The sequence below is a fragment of the Actinomadura graeca genome (genome assembly GCF_019175365.1).
Taxonomy (GTDB): Bacteria; Actinomycetota; Actinomycetes; order Streptosporangiales; family Streptosporangiaceae; genus Spirillospora; species Spirillospora graeca.
Genome location: NZ_CP059572.1, coordinates 416367 through 430858 on the forward strand (window position 1 = coordinate 416367; position 14492 = coordinate 430858).

16 protein-coding genes and 1 pseudogene are annotated in these 14492 nt (G+C 76.9%); 9 read left to right on the forward strand and 8 right to left on the reverse strand.

What is annotated here, in order from left to right; all coding sequences use genetic code 11:
• Positions 1–40: 40 nt before the first annotated feature.
• Positions 41–760 (forward strand): class I SAM-dependent methyltransferase, encoded by a 720-nt coding sequence (locus AGRA3207_RS02125; RefSeq protein ID WP_231332855.1) that lies wholly within the window; start codon positions 41–43, stop codon positions 758–760.
• Positions 761–890: 130 nt separating this feature from the next.
• On the opposite strand, the gene AGRA3207_RS02130 is transcribed toward AGRA3207_RS02125, so the two are convergent.
• Positions 891–1112 carry an EF-hand domain-containing protein gene (locus tag AGRA3207_RS02130; protein WP_231332856.1) on the reverse strand — a complete coding sequence of 74 codons (222 nt, stop codon included), beginning with the start codon at positions 1110–1112 and terminating at the stop codon, positions 891–893.
• Positions 1113–1215: 103 nt separating this feature from the next.
• Between AGRA3207_RS02130 and AGRA3207_RS02135 the strand changes: the two genes are divergently transcribed.
• Positions 1216–2124: a glycerophosphodiester phosphodiesterase family protein gene (locus AGRA3207_RS02135; RefSeq protein ID WP_231332857.1), complete on the forward strand. Its 909-nt coding sequence runs from the start codon at positions 1216–1218 to the stop codon at positions 2122–2124.
• A gap of 67 nt (positions 2125–2191) precedes the next feature.
• Here the strand turns inward: AGRA3207_RS02135 and AGRA3207_RS02140 are convergent, their stop codons facing one another.
• Entirely contained in the window at positions 2192–2854 is a 663-nt protein-coding gene (locus AGRA3207_RS02140) for a response regulator (RefSeq protein WP_231332858.1), read from the reverse strand.
• A complete protein-coding gene (locus tag AGRA3207_RS02145) occupies positions 2842–4062 on the reverse strand; it encodes a sensor histidine kinase (protein WP_231332859.1) in 1221 nt (406 codons plus the stop codon). The genes AGRA3207_RS02140 and AGRA3207_RS02145 overlap by 13 nt, the downstream gene beginning before the upstream one ends.
• Positions 4063–4344: 282 nt before the next feature.
• Here AGRA3207_RS02145 and AGRA3207_RS02150 point away from each other — a divergent pair, with 282 nt between their 5' ends.
• The gene (locus AGRA3207_RS02150; protein WP_231332860.1) at positions 4345–5442 is read left to right on the forward strand and encodes an alpha/beta hydrolase; all 1098 of its coding nucleotides are present in this window, start codon (positions 4345–4347) and stop codon (positions 5440–5442) included.
• 99 nt (positions 5443–5541) lie between these two features.
• Here the strand turns inward: AGRA3207_RS02150 and AGRA3207_RS02155 are convergent, their stop codons facing one another.
• The gene (locus AGRA3207_RS02155; RefSeq protein WP_231332861.1) at positions 5542–5826 is read right to left on the reverse strand and encodes a type II toxin-antitoxin system Phd/YefM family antitoxin; all 285 of its coding nucleotides are present in this window, start codon (positions 5824–5826) and stop codon (positions 5542–5544) included.
• A 107-nt stretch (positions 5827–5933) separates the two neighbouring features.
• Between AGRA3207_RS02155 and AGRA3207_RS02160 the strand changes: the two genes are divergently transcribed.
• The 3 genes from AGRA3207_RS02160 to AGRA3207_RS02170 all read left to right on the forward strand — a co-directional run bounded on the left by AGRA3207_RS02160 (position 5934) and on the right by AGRA3207_RS02170 (position 7711).
• Positions 5934–6623, forward strand: coding sequence for a ClpP family protease (locus AGRA3207_RS02160; RefSeq protein ID WP_231332862.1), 690 nt, complete (start codon positions 5934–5936; stop codon positions 6621–6623).
• Positions 6623–7225, forward strand: coding sequence for an ATP-dependent Clp protease proteolytic subunit (locus AGRA3207_RS02165; protein ID WP_231332863.1), 603 nt, complete (start codon positions 6623–6625; stop codon positions 7223–7225). The genes AGRA3207_RS02160 and AGRA3207_RS02165 overlap by 1 nt, the downstream gene beginning before the upstream one ends.
• Positions 7226–7366: 141 nt before the next feature.
• Positions 7367–7711 carry an RNA polymerase-binding protein RbpA gene (locus AGRA3207_RS02170; RefSeq protein WP_231336205.1) on the forward strand — a complete coding sequence of 115 codons (345 nt, stop codon included), beginning with the start codon at positions 7367–7369 and terminating at the stop codon, positions 7709–7711.
• Between the two features lie 126 nt (positions 7712–7837).
• Here the strand turns inward: AGRA3207_RS02170 and AGRA3207_RS02175 are convergent.
• Positions 7838–8496, reverse strand: a pseudogene (locus AGRA3207_RS02175) (response regulator).
• Between the two features lie 5 nt (positions 8497–8501).
• Complete coding sequence (locus tag AGRA3207_RS39715; RefSeq protein WP_273699994.1) at positions 8502–9503, reverse strand: sensor histidine kinase; 1002 nt, start codon at positions 9501–9503, stop codon at positions 8502–8504.
• Between the two features lie 273 nt (positions 9504–9776).
• On the opposite strand from AGRA3207_RS39715, the gene AGRA3207_RS02185 reads away from it, so the two are divergent.
• From AGRA3207_RS02185 to AGRA3207_RS02195, 3 genes are read left to right on the forward strand one after another with little or no spacing between them, the layout of a single operon-like run.
• Entirely contained in the window at positions 9777–10757 is a 981-nt protein-coding gene (locus AGRA3207_RS02185) for an ABC transporter ATP-binding protein (RefSeq protein ID WP_231332864.1), read from the forward strand.
• A complete protein-coding gene (locus AGRA3207_RS02190; RefSeq protein ID WP_231332865.1) occupies positions 10754–12196 on the forward strand; it encodes a DUF1349 domain-containing protein in 1443 nt (480 codons plus the stop codon). The genes AGRA3207_RS02185 and AGRA3207_RS02190 overlap by 4 nt, the downstream gene beginning before the upstream one ends.
• Positions 12193–12990, forward strand: coding sequence for an ABC transporter permease subunit (locus AGRA3207_RS02195; protein WP_231332866.1), 798 nt, complete (start codon positions 12193–12195; stop codon positions 12988–12990). Before AGRA3207_RS02190 ends, AGRA3207_RS02195 begins: the two co-directional genes overlap by 4 nt.
• Before the next feature lie 50 nt (positions 12991–13040).
• On the opposite strand, the gene AGRA3207_RS02200 is transcribed toward AGRA3207_RS02195, so the two are convergent.
• Together AGRA3207_RS02200 and AGRA3207_RS02205 are read right to left on the reverse strand one after the other, a co-directional pair.
• On the reverse strand, positions 13041–13631 hold the full coding sequence (locus AGRA3207_RS02200; RefSeq protein ID WP_231332867.1) for an FxsA family protein: 591 nt from the start codon (positions 13629–13631) through the stop codon (positions 13041–13043).
• A gap of 87 nt (positions 13632–13718) precedes the next feature.
• Positions 13719–14489: a polyprenol monophosphomannose synthase gene (locus AGRA3207_RS02205; RefSeq protein ID WP_231332868.1), complete on the reverse strand. Its 771-nt coding sequence runs from the start codon at positions 14487–14489 to the stop codon at positions 13719–13721.
• Between the last annotated feature and the right edge of the window lie 3 nt (positions 14490–14492).

Below are 14492 nucleotides of genomic sequence, written 5' to 3' on the forward strand. Positions count from 1 at the left end.
GCGCCGCCGATGATTCCGGTCACGGCAGCGAGGAGGCACCATGACCGAGCACCACGACACGCCCGCGCACCACGGCACCCCCGGGCATGACACCGCCGGGCATGACACCGCCGGGCACGCCGGCACCGATTCCGGCGCCGGGTTCTGGGACGCCCGCTACGCCGAGAGCGAGAGGATCTGGAGCGGCGACCCCAACGCCGTCCTGGTGCGCGAGGCCACCGGCCTGGCTCCCGGCACCGCCCTGGACCTCGGCTGCGGCGAGGGCGCCGACGCGGTCTGGCTCGCCCGGCGGGGCTGGCGCGTCACCGCCGCCGACATCTCCCGCGTCGCCCTTGAGCGCGCCGCCCGGCACGCCGCCGACGCCGGGGTCGCCGGGCGCATCGACTTCCAGCGCCACGACTTCGCCGTGTCGTTCCCCGCCGGCACCTTCGACCTGGTCTCCGCGCACTTCCTGCACTCACCCGGCGGGCACCTCCCCCGCGAGGAGGTCCTGCGGGCCGCCGCCGCGGCGGTCGCGCCCGGCGGGACCCTCCTCATCGTCGGGCACGCCGGATGGCCGTCCTGGGAGCACGACCACGGCCACGACCAGGACGTCCACTTCCCGACCCCGGACGAGGTCCACGCCTCCCTCGGCCTGCCCGAGGGGCAGTGGGAGCTCCAGCTCAGCGAGGAGCACGAGCGCGTCCAGAACAAGCCCGACGGGCAGCCCGGCACCCGCACCGACAACGCCCTGAAACTGCGGCGGCGGCCCGCACCCTGACCACCCGGACCGCACCCGGACCCGTGCTCGCCCAGGCCCCCGCCCGCGCCCTGCCCGCCGCCGGTCTCCGCGCGGCGGGCACCCCGCACGCGCGGCCACCGGCCCGCCGCGGGGCCCGTCCGAGCCGGGGCTACCGGACGGCCGTGCGCCGCATCAGCGCCGCGAACTCCTCCAGCGAGACCTTCCCGTCGTGGTCGGCGTCGGCCGCCACGACCACCTCCACCGCGCGGGTCCCGCTGATCGGCTCGCCCAGCGCCCCCATCAGGTTCCTCAGCTCGGCCGTGGTGATGTAGCCGTCACCGTCGACGTCCACGAGATCGAACGTCGCACTGTAGTCGTCGGCTGTGGCCATCGCTGGGTCCTCCTGGTGATCGTCGGGGCTCGACGGTAACACCGCCCCGGTGCTTTACGTAGTAAGGCAGGGGTGGCGGGGTGGGTCCGCCATAATCGGGGGGGTGCGCCGCTCGTACGAGTTCCTCGACCATCCCGGCCCCATCCCCTTCGCCCACCGCGGCGGCGCCGGCGGCCGGCCCGAGAACTCCATGGCCGCCTTCCAGCGCGCCACCGACCTCGGCTACCGCTACCTGGAGACCGACGCGCACGCCACCGCCGACGGCGTCGTCGTCGCCTTCCACGACCGCACCCTGGACCGCGTCACCGACCGCACCGGCGTCATCGCCCGCCTCCCCTACGCCGAGGTCGCCCGGGCCCGCATCGGCGGCACCGAGCCCATCCCCCGGCTGGAGGACGTCCTCGGCTCCTTCCCCGGCGCCCGCGTCAACATCGACCTCAAGGACGCCCCCGTCATCGGGCCCCTCGCCGAGGCGCTGCACCGCACCAACGCCTGGCACCGGGTGTGCATCACCTCCTTCTCCACCCGCCGCCTGGCGCAGATGCGCGCCCGGCTCCCGCTGTTCACCGACCGGGACGTGTGCACTTCCCTCGGCCCCCGCGGGCTGATGGCCCTGCGCGCCAAGTCCTACGGCGGCCCCGCCGCCAAGCTCGTCCGCCTCGCCGCCACCGGCGTCGCCTGCGCCCAGGTCCCCTACGGCCTCGGGCCCGTCCCGTTCGTCACCGGGGCGTTCATCGCCCAGGCCCACGAGCTCGGCCTGAAGGTCCACGCCTGGACCGTCAACGACGCCGCCGCCATGCGGCGCCTGCTCGACCTCGGCATCGACGGCATCATGACCGACGAGCTGGTCACCCTCCGCCACGTCATGGCCTCCCGCGGCCAGTGGCCCCGCCCCGCCCCCGGCCACGGCACCGCCACCCGGCACGACGCCCCGGGCACCGCCCCAGACATCACAGACGTCCCGGAAGGCGGCCAGGGCGGCGCGCGGGAGAACGGGCGGCGCGAGGCGTAGCCTCCCGCCGCGGACACGTCCCGCCACAGGCCCAGCCCCGGAATCGGGTCCCCGGGAAGACGCCCGGTCAGGCCAGCCCGGCGTCGTGGGCGAGCAAAGCGATCTGCGTGCGGTTGTCCAGGCCCAGCTTGTCCAGGACGTTCGACACGTGCGCCTTCACCGTCGCCACCGTCATGAACAGCTCCGCGGCGATCTCGGCGTTGCTCCCGCCGCGCGCCACCGCGGCCACCACCTCGCCCTCGCGGGGGCTCAGCACCGCCAGCGCCGCACGCGCCCGCTCCAGCGAGCCCGCCTGCACCGCCGACCGCTCCATCAGCCGCCTCGTCACCCGCGGCGACAGGATCGGCTCACCCGCCGCGACCTTGCGCACCGCCTCCACGATCCGCGCCGGAGGGGTGTCCTTCAGCAGGAACCCGCTCGCGCCCGCCCGCAGCGCCCCCAGGATGTCCTCGTCGGCGTCGAAGGTCGTCAGCACGATCACCTCCGGCGGGTCCGCGCGGCGCCGCAGCCGGCCGGTCGCGGTGATCCCGTCCACCCGCGGCATCCGCAGGTCCATCAGCACCACGTCCGGGGCCAGCGCGTCCGCGGCCGCCGCGACCTCGGCGCCGTCGGCGGCCTCGCCCACCACCCGGAGGCCGTGGACGCCGTCCAGCATCATCACCAGGCCCGCCCGCACCAGCGCGTCGTCGTCGACGACCAGGACGCGCAGGGGGCGGCTCACGCCGGCCATGGTAGCCAGGCGCGCAGCCGGAACTCCCCGGCGGCCGCGCCGTGGTCCAGGCTCCCCCCGGCCAGCCGCACCCGCTCGGTCAGCCCCACCAGCCCCGTCCCCGACCCCGGCACCGCCGGCCCCCGGGCACCGGGCCCGCCGCCGGGCAGCGGGTTGCTGATGTCGATCACCAGCCGGGCGCCGGGACGGCCCTCCAGCGCCACCCGCACCGGCAGCCCCGCCGCGTGCTTGCGGGCGTTGGTCAGCCCCTCCTGCACCACCCGGTACGCCGTCCGCCCCGCCGCCGGGGGCAGCGCCCCCGGATCCACCACCCGGTCGCTGAGCCGCACCCGCCCCCCGGCGTCCCGGGACTCCTCCACCAGCCGCGGCAGGTCCGCCAGCACCGGCTGCGGCCGCCCGCCCGCCACCTCGCCGCCGTCCCCGGTCCCGTCCTCGTCGCCGTCGTCGGCGCGCAGCAGCAAGATCACCTCGCGCAGTTCCTCCAGCGCCTGGTGCGCGCCGTCCCGGACCACGCCGGCCGCCCGCGCCAGCCGCTCCGGCGGCGCGTCCGGGCGGTACTCCAGCGCGCCCGCGTACGTCGCCAGCAGCGACAGGCGGTGCGCCAGCACGTCGTGCATCTCCCGCGCGATCCGCGCCCGCTCCAGCGCCCGCGCCTCGGCCACCCGGCGGCCCTGCTCGGCCTCGGCCCGCGCCGCCCGCTCCCGCAGCGACGCCAGCAGCGCCCGCCGCGCCCGCAGCAGCGCCCCCCACCCGACCAGCGCGCCGTAGGCGACGGCCATCAGCGCCAGCCACCAGCCGTAGGAGATCCCCCCGTTGGGACGCCACAGCCCCTGCACCGCGTGCGCCGCGACCCCGGCCGCGGCCACCGCGGCGGCCACCGGGAACCGGCGCCGCCCGGCCACCCACAGCGCCCCCAGCGTCGCCGGAGGCGTCGCCGCCGGTGACAGCGCCGCCAGCACCGCCAGCGCCAGCGCGGCGCCGACCGGATGGCGGCGCAGGACGGGCAGCAGCGCGCACCCGGCCGCGCCCGCCGCCGCGTCGGCCGCGAGCGGCGGTCCCGCCCCCTGCGCCTCGAACCGCCCCCAGACCGTCAGCGCGGCCAGCGCGCCCACCGCGGCGATCACGCCCGCCATCGCGGCGCCCCGCGGGCACCGCGGTTCCGCCTGCGCGTCCGCGCAGGTCCCGCCGTCGTCGATCGCACCGTCCACGGGCACACGGTAGCCGCGGCCCGCCCGGCGGCGGCACCTACCAAAGTCGAACCCGCCCCCGTCCCCGGGCGGACCCGCCGCCGACCCGCGCCCGATGCGCGCCACGGCCGGGCCCGCGACGCTCACAGGCATGACCACCCCGCCCGTCACCGCCCGACCGGAGGACCCGCGCCCATCGGCTACCTGATCACCGTCGCCGTCACCGCCTGGTGCGCCCTGCTCGCCCTGGCCCCGCCGCGCCGCCCGCGCGTCCTCGGCCGGATCGCCTTCCGCTCGGGACTGGTGATCAACGAGCTGCCCGTCCCGGCCCTGCTCTGGCTCGCGGCCTGGACGGCCGTGGCCTTCGCGCAGGACGACATCGGCTCGCCCGCCGCCTGGGCCGCGGTCGCCCTCGCGGCCCTGACCGCCGCGGCGCTCACCGTCATCGCCGCCCGCGCCGCCCGCACCCGGCCCGCGATCGGCCGCGCCCTGGCCGCCGCGTTCGACCCCGCGTCCACTCCCCCTCCCATGACCGCGACCACGCCCCGCGGCCACGCCCGCGGCCACGCCCGTGACCGCCGCGCCGCCGCGCCGCGGCGCCGGGCCCGGGCGGCGGCGCTCATCGCGCCGCTGCCGCTGCGCGGACGCGGTGTCCGCCACGTGGCAGGCATCCCCTACCGGGACGCCGGACGCCGCAACCTCCTCGACGTCCGCCACCACCGCTCCCGCCCGCCCGGCGGGCCCGTCCTGGTCTACCTGCACGGCGGCGGCTTCACCGGCGGGCACAGGAACCGGGAGGCGCGCCCCCTGCTGAACCGCCTGGCGGGCCGGGGGTGGCTGTGCGTCAGCGCCGACTACCGGCTGCGGCCCGGCTCCCGGTTCCCCGACCCGCTCGTCGACGCCAAGAAGGCCATCGCCTGGGCGCGCGCCCACGCCGCCGAGTACGGCGCCGACCCCTCCCAGGTGTTCGTCGCGGGCAGCTCCGCCGGAGCCCATCTGGCGGCGATGGCCGCGCTCACCGCCGGCGACCCGTCCTGCCAGCCCGGTTTCGAGGACGCCGACACCACCGTCACCGCCGCGATCTGCCTGTACGGCTACTACGGCGAGGTCTACGACGACGGAGCCGCCACCTCACCCGAGCACCACCTGCACCCCGGCGCGCCGCCGTTCCTCATCGCCCACGGTGACCGCGACACCTGCGTCCCCGTCGAGGCCGCCCGCCGGTTCGCCCGGCGGCTGCGGGAGACCTCCCGCGCCCCGGTCGTCTACGCCGAGCTGCCCGGCGCCCAGCACGTGTTCGACCTGTTCCGCTCCACACGCTTCGCGGCTGTCGTGGACGGTATCGAGACCTTCACCGCCCAGGTCCGGGTAGCCCACCAGCCGCGGGCCTTTACAAAGTAAGAAGAAAGCCGAAGCGAGCGGCCACCGAAGCCTGAGGCAGCAAAGACACAGCTCAGCGGACGGGACGGCGGGACAGGACGGGCGGGACGGGCGGGACGGTCAGCGGCCGAAGCCGGGCGGGCGCGGCGGGCCGCCGGGACGGTACTCGGCCGCGATCCGCAGCGGGCTGTGCTGGGGACGGTCGGCGGGCGGGGCCACCTGGCCCGCCTGGGTCAGGTCCAGCCGCCCGGCGCGCAGGCTCTCCAGCAGTTCCAGGTCCTCCGCCGACACCAATGCGGCCATGATCTTGCCGCGGCGGGTCAGCGCCACCCGCTCCCCCGTGTAGGCCACCCGGTTCACCAGGTCGGCGAACTCCTTGCGTGCCTCGGTCACCGGCTTTTCCACGCTGTTCATCGTATAGCGAACTTCCCTGGTGCCCCTCGCGCGGCGGTTGTACTCTCCGCACATGTACAAAGCGTACGCTCTGTACAGATCGAAAACGAGGAGGCGCCATGTTCGACCGACGGGGACCAAGCACGCCGTGGCCCGGCACGCCCTGGTCCGACGAACCCGGGGAGTTCCCGCACCCGGCGCGGCCGCGGACCTACGCGGGCAGGTCTTGGGCCAAGGTCGCCGACGCCCCCCCGATCGCCGACGCGCAGCTGTTCGAGCGGCTGCTCGCGCAGCGGATCGTGTTCCTCGGCTCGGAGATCGACGACCAGGTCGCCAACCGGGTGAACGCGCAGCTGCTGCTGCTCGCCGCGCAGGACGCCCGCCGCGACATCACCCTCTACGTCAACTCCCCCGGCGGCGTCGTCGACGCGGGCATGGCGATCTACGACATGATGCAGTTCGTGCCCAACGACGTCTCCACGGTCGCGATGGGCATGGCCGCCTCGATGGCGCAGACGCTGCTGTGCGCCGGCACCGCCGGCAAGCGGTACGCGCTGCGGCACGCCCGGGTGATGATGCACCAGCCGCACGGCGGCATCGGCGGCACCGCCTCCGACATCAAGATCCAGGCCGAGCAGTCGCGGTACCTCAAGCGGATCCTCGCCGAGCGGACGGCGTTCCACACCGGGCAGCCGCTGGAGCGGATCGAGGCCGACGGCGACCGCGACCGCTGGTTCACCGCCGAGCAGGCCCGCGAGTACGGCATGGTCGACCACGTCATCGACACCACCGACCGGGTGGGCTCCTGATGCGCGCCAAGGGCCGCTACGTCGTCCCCTCCTTCGTGGAGCGGACGTCGTACGGGCTCAAGGAGATGACGCCCTACAACAAGCTGTTCGAGGACCGCATCGTCTTCCTCGGCACGCCCGTCGACGACACCAGCGCCAACGACGTCACCGCGCAGCTGATCGCCCTGGAGGGCATGGACCCCGACCGGCCCATCGCCCTGTACATCAACTCGCCCGGCGGGTCGCTGACCGCGATGATGGCGATCCACGACACCATGCAGTTCATCCGCCCCGAGGTCGAGACCACCTGCGTCGGGCAGGCCGGTTCGGCGGCGGCGATCCTGCTGGCGGCCGGCGCCCCCGGCAGGCGCGCCGCGCTCGTCCGCTCCCGGATCCTGCTGCACGAGCCGACGATCGAGGTCTCCCGCGGCCAGTCCAGCGATCTGGAGATCCAGGCGCGCGAGCTGCTGCGGCTGCGCGGGCAGATGGAGGCGATCGTGGCCGCGGCGACCGGGAGGGACGCCGCGGCCGTCCGCCGTGACCTGGACCGCGACCGCTATTTCACCGCCGAGGAGGCCAGGGAGTACGGCCTGATCGACGAGGTGCTCACCACCCGCGGATAGCGCCCCGTCCGGAAGGTCTCCCCCGGGCGGCCCGGTGCGGCCGGAAACGACAGGGTTGGATCCCGCCGGGACAGGGAATCTTGTCGGGGTTATCAGCGTTGGTCAGGGCAAGACCGCAAGCCGTCTGGGAGGCACGTGACGATGGCCGAGCGCGCACTTCGCGGCACCCGACTCGGAGCGACGAGCTACGAGAACGATCGCAACACCGATCTGGCCCCTCGGCAAGAGGTGGACTACACCTGCACCAAGGGACACCGGTTCACCGTGACGCTCGCAGCCGAGGCCGAGGTGCCGATGACCTGGGAATGCCGCAGCTGCGGCGCCGCGGCCCTGCGGGTGGACGGTGAGCTGCCCCAAGCCAAGAAGGGAAAGCCGCCGCGCACCCACTGGGACATGCTCATGGAACGGCGCACCGTCGAGGACCTGGAAGAGGTCCTCGCCGAGCGCCTGGAGATCCTGCGCGCGGGACGCAGGAAGTCCGCCTGACCGGCTGACCCCGCACCGACCGGGCATCCGAGGACGGGCCCGCACCGCCGGCAGGGGCGGTGCGGGCCCTTCCCCTTGGACCCCGCGTCCACAGGGCCAGGATCAACGGGCCAGGGCGGGGCCGTGTCAGCGGCCCAGGCGGGGCAGCACCAGCCCGGTCTCGTACGCCGTCACCACCGCCTGGACCCGGTCGCGCAGCCCCAGCTTGCGCAGGACGCGGCTGACGTGGGTCTTGACGGTCTGCTCTCCCCCACCACCAGCCGCGCGGCGATCTCGGCGTTGGTCAGGCCCTCGGCGACCAGCCGCAGCACGTCGGTCTCGCGGGGCGTCAGCCCCTCCAGCGACGCCGACGGGGGGCGGGGCCGCAGCCGCGCGAACTCCCCGATCAGCCGCCGCGTCACCGCCGGCGCCAGCAGCGCCTCCCCCGCCGCGACCACCCGCACCGCGTCGAACAGCCGCTCGGCCGTCACGTCCTTGAGCAGGAACCCGCTCGCGCCCGCCACCAGCGCGTCGTAGACGTGCTCGTCCAGGTCGAACGTGGTCAGCATCAGCACCCGCGGCGCGCCCTCGGCGGCGGCGATCCGGCGGGTGGCCTCGATGCCGTCCATCAACGGCATCCGCACGTCCATCAGCACCACGTCCGGGGCGTGCCGGCGGCACGCCGACACCGCCGCCGCGCCGTCGGCGGCGGTCCCCACGACCGCCAGGTCCGGCTGGGTCCCCAGCAGCGCGCCGAACCCCGCGCGGACCACCTCCTGGTCATCGGCCACCACGACCCGCACCACCGCGGTCACGGCGCCCCCGCCCCGCCGGACCCCGCCGGCAGCGTCGCCCGCACCAGGAACCCGCCGACCGGCCCCGGCCCCGTCCGCAGGTCACCGCCCACGGCCGCCGCGCGCTCGCGCATCCCCAGCAGCCCGTGCCCCACCCCGCCGGGCGAGGCGCCCGGCCCGGCGCCCTGCGGGGGGCCGGGCCCGTTGTCGCGGACGCTGACCACCAGCGTCTCCCCGGTGTAGTCCAGCTCCACGTCGACGGCGGCGCCGGGCGCGTGCCGCCGCGCGTTCGTCAGCGCCTCCTGGACGATCCGGTACGCGGTCAGCTCCACGCCGGGGTCCAGCGCCGCGACCCGCCCCCGCACGATCAGCCGGGTGCCCGCCGCGCCGGAGCCGCGGGTCTCGTCGACCAGGTCCAGCAGCTGCTGCAGGCCCGGCTGCGGACGCCGTGTCGGCGCGGCGCCGGCGGCCCCGGCGTCCTCGCGCAGGACGCCCAGCAGCCGCCGCATCTCCGTCAGCGCCGTCCGCGCGGTGTCGCCGATCGCCAGCAGCCGCCTGGCGCCCTCCTCGGGCATCCCGGGCGTGGCCAGCCTCGCCGTCTCGGCCTGCACGGAGATCATCGAGATGTGGTGGGCGACGACGTCGTGCAGCTCCCGGGCGATGCGGGCGCGCTCACCGCGGGCGGTGTGCTCCAGCAGCGTGTCCTCGAACGCGCGGCGGGAGGCGGCGAGGGCGGCGGCCTCGGCGCGGCGGCGCCCGATCCGGCGGCGGGCCACCGCCGCCCATGCCACCGCCAGCGCGGCCAGCCCGGCCACCGCGGGCCCGCGGTGCAGCGCCGTCGCCGGGCCCACCGCGGCGGTGACCGCGGCGGCGGCGGCCACGGCGTGCTCACCGGCCAGGACCAGCGGCAGCGTGGCGCACAGGTCCAGCAGGATCGCCAGCGGCAGCACCGCGCCCGCGCCGCCGGTGCGCAGCACCGCCTCGGCCACCCCCGCCACCGCCAGGCACACCCCCGCCACCGGCCACCACCCGGGCCACGGCCCCCGCTCCGCCCGCCACCGCACCCGCGATCGCGTGCGGTGCCGTGTCCCCGGGTCGTGCCGTGTCCCCGGCCGGACCGCCGGTCCGGGCCGCGCGCATCCGCCGCCGTCCCCCACGCACGCCATTGTGGCGTGCGCGGCGCCGCCGCGGCGTCCCTCCCGCGGGGGACGCGCCTCCCCCGGCCCGCGCCGCGCGGGACGCCACCGCGGCGTGATGACCCGGCGGGGCGCCGGTCCGTAGCCTCCGGTGGCATGGAGGCAACCATCGAAGTGCGGGGCCTGCGCAAGCGGTACGGGCCCGCCGTCGCCGTGGACGGCCTGACGTTCACCGCCGCCCCGGGCCGCGTCACCGGGTTCGTCGGCCCCAACGGCGCCGGCAAGTCCACCACCATGCGGATCATCCTCGGGCTGGACCGGCCCGACGCGGGGACGGCGCTGGTCGGCGGGCGGCCCTACCGGTCGCTGCGGACCCCGCTGTGCGCCCTCGGCGCGATGCTGGACGCGGCGGCCGTGCACCCGGCCCGGCGCGCCCGCGACCACCTGCTGTGGCTGGCCCACGCCAACGGGCTGCCCGCCCGCCGGGTGGACGAGGTGATCGAGATGGCCGGGCTGACCCGCGCCGCCGGGCGCGCCGCCGGCCGGTTCTCCCTCGGCATGCGCCAGCGGCTCGGCATCGCCGCCGCGCTGCTGGGCGACCCGCCCGTCCTGATGTTCGACGAGCCCGTCAACGGCCTGGACCCCGAGGGGATCGTCTGGATCCGGGGGCTGCTGCGCTCGCTGGCCGCCGAGGGCCGCGCGGTGCTGGTGTCCAGCCACCTGATGAGCGAGCTGGAGGGCGGCGCCGACCACCTGGTGGTGATCGGCCGGGGCCGCGTCATCGCCGACGTCGCCGTCGGGGAACTGCTGGCCGCCGCGTCCGGCGGGCGGGTCGAGCTGCGCACCACCGGCCGCCAGGAGGCGATGACGGTGCTGGCCCGCGCGGGCGCCGAGGTCGCCGCGGGGGGCGGCGGGGCCGTCACCGTCTCCGGGCTGTCCTCCGAGCAGGTCATCGCGGCGCTCACCGGCGCCGGAGTGCCCTTCACCGGCGTCTCCGAGCACCGCGCGACGCTGGAGGAGGCGTACATGGAGCTGACCCGCGACGCGGTGGAGTTCCGCGCCGTCACCGGCCGCACCGTCCCCGCCCGGGACGGCGCGGACGGTGCGGACGGCGGGGACTGCGGGGAGGAGGCATGACCACCGCCGCGCCCTACCGCAGCACCGTCCAGGCGCAGGCCCGCGACGGGTTCGGGCGGCTGCTGCGGGCCGAGTGGACCAAGCTGCGGTCGGTGCCGCGCTGGATGCTCACCCTCGCGGCGTCGGTTCTGGTGACCGTCCTGGTCGCGCTGCTGATCGCGGCCGGGGCACGGACCTCCGGCAGCGGCGGCGGGGAGAGGCCGCCCGCCGCGGGCATCACCGACCAGGGGCACCTGACCTACCGGACGATGACCGGCGACGGGACGCTGGTCGCCCGCGTCGCCTCCCAGGACGGCGGCCACGCCTGGGCCAAGGCCGGCCTCATGATCCGCGGGGACGTGCGGCGCGGCGCGCCCTACGCGGCCATCGCGGTGACCCCCGGGCACGGCGTGCGGATGCAGACCGGCTACCGGCCCGGCGGCGCGGGCGCCGCGTCCGGCGGCGCCGCCCCCCGCTGGCTCAGGCTGACCCGCGCCGGGACGACCGTGACCGGCTACGAGTCCGCCGACGGCCGGGCCTGGCGGCGCGTCGGCGCGGTCCGCCTCGCCGGGCTGCCCGCCACGGCCGCCGCGGGCCTGTTCGTGGCCGTCCCCGACACCGTCCGGGTCCGGCGGAGCTTCGGCGGCGAGACCGTCTCCGGGGAACCCGCCGACACCCGCGCCACCTTCGACGGTGTCGCCCTCACCCCCTCCTCCGGCGCCGCCGCGGGGCCGTGGCACGACCGCGGCGGCCCCGGCGGGACGGCGGGCGGGCGGCCGGACGGGTCCCGGCGGGACGGCGGCGCGTTCACCCTGGCCGGGTCCGGGGACGTCGGCCCCGACCTGTTCGCCGACGACATCACCCAGACCACCCTCACCGGCGTGCTGATCGGGCAGACCGCCGTCGTCGCGCTCGCCGTGCTGTTCGTCACCGCCGAGTACCGGCGCGGGACGATCCGCACCACCTTCGCGGCCAGTCCCCGCCGCGGCCGGGTCCTGGCCGCCAAGGCGGTGGTCGCCGGGTCCGCGGCGTTCGCCGCCGGGCTCGCCGCCGTCTCCGCGTCGCTGCTGCTGGCCGCGCCGGTGCTGCGCTCGCACGGGATGGCGCCGCCGCCTCTCACCGACGGCCCGGTGCTGCGCGCGGCGGCCGGCACCGCCGCGCTGCTCGCCGTCATCGCGGTGTTCAGCCTGGCGATGGCCACGATCATGCGGCGCAGCGCGCCCGCGATCACCGTGGTCCTGCTGCTGCTCCTCGTCCCGCAGATCGTCGCGACCGGCCTGCCGGTTCCGGCGGCGCGGTGGGTGGAGCGGCTCACGCCCGCCGCCGGGTTCGCGATCCAGCGGACCCTGCACCGCTACGACACCGCCATCGGCCCCTGGGCCGGCTTCGGGGTGCTGTGCGCCTACACCGCGTGCGCGCTGGCCGCGGCGGCGTGGCTGCTGAAACGGCGGGACGCGTGAGCGCGCCCGCCTCCGCGCTGCGCGCCGAGTGGACGAAGCTGCGGACGCTGCCGAGCACCGCGTGGCTGCTGCTCGCCCTGACCGCGGCGACCGTCGCGGTGGGCGCGGCGGTCACCGGCTCCGTCGACACCTCCCACTGCGACACCCCCGCCGGGTGCGCGGAGGACACCCCGAGGCTGGCGCTGTCGGGCGTCCAGGCCGGGCAGGTCGCCGCGGTCGTCCTCGGGGCCCTGGCCGTCGGCGGGGAGTACGCGACCGGGACGATCGCCGCGACACTGGCGGCGGTGCCCCGCCGGGCCACGGTGCTGCTCGCCAAGGCCGCCGTGGTCGGCGCGGCCGTCGCCGCCGCCGGGACCGCCGCGGTGCTGGCCTCGCTCGCCGCCGCCCGGCTGCTCCTGCCGCGCGGCGGGTTCACCGCCGCGCACGGCTACCCGCCGCTGTCGCCCGCCGACGGGCCCACCGCCCGCGCCGCGCTCGGGACGGTCCTCTACCTCGTCCTGGTCGCGCTGCTGTCCCTGGGCGCCGCCGCCGCGCTGCGCGACTCCGCCGGAGCGATCACCGGCGTGCTGACGGTGCTGTGGATCGTCCCGGCCGTCACCCCGTTCGTCGGCGACCCCGCCTGGCGCGACCGGCTGGACAGGTACGCGCCGATGTCGGCCGGCCTCGCCGCCCGGTCGACCCGGGCCCTGGACACGCTGCCGATCGGCCCGTGGGCGGGCCTCGGCCTGCTCGCCGCCTACGCCGCCGCGGCCCTGGCGATCGGGGGTGCGCTGTTCACGGCCCGCGACGCCTGAGCACCCGTGGCCCCCGACTGGCGAGGGACGTCGCCCGGGGAGAACGTCCGTCAGGCGCGGGACGGGCTGCTGCCGCCGCCCCCGGCCCGTCCCCCCGCGCCGCCGGACGGCCCGGCGTCGTCGTCGATCACCTCACCGCGCACCACCGGCCCCTGCGGGGTCCCGTCGCCGCCGCGCCCCGCCTCCGGCGACCCGGGCACGCCGAAAGGGCCGCCCCCCAGGCCGCCGAGCCCGCCGAGCCCGGGCGGGAACGCCCCGGCGCGCGCCTCGGCCAGCCGGACCCGCCGCGCCGCGTACCGGCCCAGGGCCCGCCGCACCAGCGGCCGGGTGAACGGCAGCACGAACAGCAGGCCCAGCGCGTCGGTCACGAACCCGGGCGTCAGAAGCAGCACCCCGCCGGCCATCACCAGCGCCGCGTCCGCCAGCTCCCGGTCGGGCATCACCCCGCGGCCGAACGTCTCCTGCAGCGCCCGCCAGGCGCGGCGCCCCTCACGGCGCACGATCCACGCGCCCAGCAGCGTTTCGGCGGCCAGCAGCCCGGCCGTGGGCCACGCCCCGATCTCCTGCCCGACCTGGACGATCACGTAGATCTCCACGACCGGCAGCAGCAGGAACGCCAGGACCAGTGCGAACGGCAGCATGGCTCCATCTTCGGGTTGCGGAACGTCCTCCCCCTGTCCAACGCCGGACGGGCCCCGAACGTTTCCCGCAGCGCCGGTCGGCGCCGGTCAGCGCAGGGAGCCGCCGCCGGGCGGGCGCCGCCCGCGGATCCGGCCGACCCGGTCCGACACCCCCCACTGGGTGATCCGCAGCGCCGCCTCGGCCATGACGTCCCGGCTCATCTTGCTCGTGCCGTGCACCCGCTCCACGAACGTGATCGGGACCTCCACCACCCGCAGGCCCCGGTGCAGCGCCCGCAGCGCCAGGTCGATCTGGAAGCAGTAGCCGCGCGACTCCACCCCCTCCAGCCCGATCTTCTCCAGCGTCGCGGCGCGGAACGCCCGGAAGCCGCCGGTGGCGTCGTGCAGGTGGAAGCCCAGCATCAGCCGCGCGTAGGTGTTGGCGCCCCGCGACAGCGCCTCGCGCCGCTTGGGCCAGTTCAGCACCTTCCCACCCGGCACCCAGCGGGCGCCGATCACCAGGTCGGCGTCCTCCAGCGCCGCCAGCAGCCGCGGCAGCTCCTCGGGCTGGTGGGAGCCGTCGGCGTCCATCTCCACCATCACGTCGTAGCCGTGCTCGGCCGCCCACCCGAACCCGGCGATGTAGGCGGCGCCCAGGCCGTCCTTGCCGGTGCGGTGCAGGACCTTCACCTGCGCGTCCGCCGCGGCCAGCGCGTCGGCGGCCTCGCCCGTCCCGTCGGGGCTGGCGTCGTCGACGACCAGCACGTCCACCGGCGGCACCGCCGCCCGCACCCGCCCGACGATGTCCTCGATGTTGTCCCGCTCGTTGTACGTCGGGATGATCACGAGCACCCGGCCGAGGTCGGCTGGGATCTCCATCGG

Coding starts and splice junctions, on each gene's coding strand:
- AGRA3207_RS02125 (WP_231332855.1), top strand. CDS start 41: ATGACCGAGCACCACGACACGCCCGCGCACCACGGCACCCCCGGGCAT.
- AGRA3207_RS02130 (WP_231332856.1), bottom strand. CDS start 1,112: ATGGCCACAGCCGACGACTACAGTGCGACGTTCGATCTCGTGGACGTC.
- AGRA3207_RS02140 (WP_231332858.1), bottom strand. CDS start 2,854: ATGGCCGGCGTGAGCCGCCCCCTGCGCGTCCTGGTCGTCGACGACGAC.
- AGRA3207_RS02160 (WP_231332862.1), top strand. CDS start 5,934: ATGTTCGACCGACGGGGACCAAGCACGCCGTGGCCCGGCACGCCCTGG.
- AGRA3207_RS02165 (WP_231332863.1), top strand. CDS start 6,623: ATGCGCGCCAAGGGCCGCTACGTCGTCCCCTCCTTCGTGGAGCGGACG.
- AGRA3207_RS02170 (WP_231336205.1), top strand. CDS start 7,367: ATGGCCGAGCGCGCACTTCGCGGCACCCGACTCGGAGCGACGAGCTAC.
- AGRA3207_RS02185 (WP_231332864.1), top strand. CDS start 9,777: ATGGAGGCAACCATCGAAGTGCGGGGCCTGCGCAAGCGGTACGGGCCC.
- AGRA3207_RS02190 (WP_231332865.1), top strand. CDS start 10,754: ATGACCACCGCCGCGCCCTACCGCAGCACCGTCCAGGCGCAGGCCCGC.
- AGRA3207_RS02200 (WP_231332867.1), bottom strand. CDS start 13,631: ATGCTGCCGTTCGCACTGGTCCTGGCGTTCCTGCTGCTGCCGGTCGTG.
- AGRA3207_RS02205 (WP_231332868.1), bottom strand. CDS start 14,489: ATGGAGATCCCAGCCGACCTCGGCCGGGTGCTCGTGATCATCCCGACG.